The organism is Bradyrhizobium sp. P2_E8, assembly GCF_056403875.1.
Genome location: NZ_JBFUES010001564.1, coordinates 1 through 1,119 on the forward strand (window position 1 = coordinate 1; position 1,119 = coordinate 1,119).

The following is a 1,119-nucleotide window of genomic DNA, read 5'->3' on the forward strand; positions in this document are numbered from 1 at the left end:
GCGCCAACACCGGCCTGCATATCCTCGAGCTGACCGGTCCCGCGCGCGCCGTCGCCGGCCTGCCGAAGAACTGACGATGCGGCGCGGGGTGAGGATGCTGATGGCCATGATCGCTCTCGGTGCGCTGTCCGGCGTGCGTACCCATGCGACGGAACACGCCGGGCATTGGCAGGAGATGAGCTGGCCGTTTCCCCGCGACGGCTGGCCCGCCGGCCGCGCGTTCCGTTGTACCGCGGGCGGCTGCGACGGTGCCGAGCTCTACGTGCGCGCCAAGCGCGGCTTCTGCAATTGCGATACCGGCGTTGCCGATGACGACGAGGTGGACCGCGTCACCGATATCGACCTGATCAGTCCGCGCTTCACGCCCGTCGCGGCGGGCGAGGCCGTGAGCATCGCCGCCATGCGGGGCCGCATCAGGCATTATGATATCGACATGCCCGACGGTGCGCGCCATGCCGCCGCCGGCCTCGCGTTGTCGCGCCGCTGCGACCTGCTCGTCGCGGTGGCGCAAGGCGCGGGCGAGGCGAACGCCGTGCAGCGCGCGGCGCTCGTGTTCCTGGAAACACAGGAGATGAAGGAATGGATCGCCGCCGCGCTGGATGGGCGGTGAGGGGGGCGAACCGCGCCACGTTCTCCGCTGTCATCACCCGCGAAAGCGGGTGATCCAGTATTCCGAGGCGCTCGTGGGATACGGAGAAGCCGCGGCGTACTGGATACCCCGCATCCGCGGGGTATGACACCGGTGGTTGGGCGGGCACACCGCGCTCATCTGTCTTCCGTTCCCGCCTCCGCCATGCATTAATGTCCACCACCGCCGCCCTCAGCGAGTTCCTCCCATGATGTCCATGCAAGCCTATCTCGCCTTCGTCGCCGCCTGCATTGCGCTGGCGCTGCTGCCGGGTCCGATCGTCACCCTCGTCATTGCCAACGGCCTGCGCCACGGCACGCGTGCGGCGCTCACCAATGTCCTTGGCGCGCAGGCCGGCCTTGCCATCGTCATCGGCATTGTTGCGGTCGGCCTCACCTCGCTGATGGCGACCATGGGCTACTGGTTCGACTGGGTGCGCTTTGCCGGCGCCGCCTATCTGGTCTGGCTCGGCATCAGGCTGATCTGGGCAC

General features: G+C 68.5%; 2 protein-coding genes. Both read left to right on the plus strand.

The features are described 5' to 3' along the window. Nucleotides 1-100: 100 nt before the first annotated feature. Entirely contained in the window at nucleotides 101-610 is a 510-nt protein-coding gene (locus AC1D00_RS42330; protein ID WP_477014808.1) for a hypothetical protein, read from the plus strand. 229 nt (nucleotides 611-839) lie between these two features. Next, a partial coding sequence (locus AC1D00_RS42335; protein ID WP_477014809.1) for a LysE family translocator occupies nucleotides 840-1,119 on the plus strand: 280 nt, incomplete at its 3' end.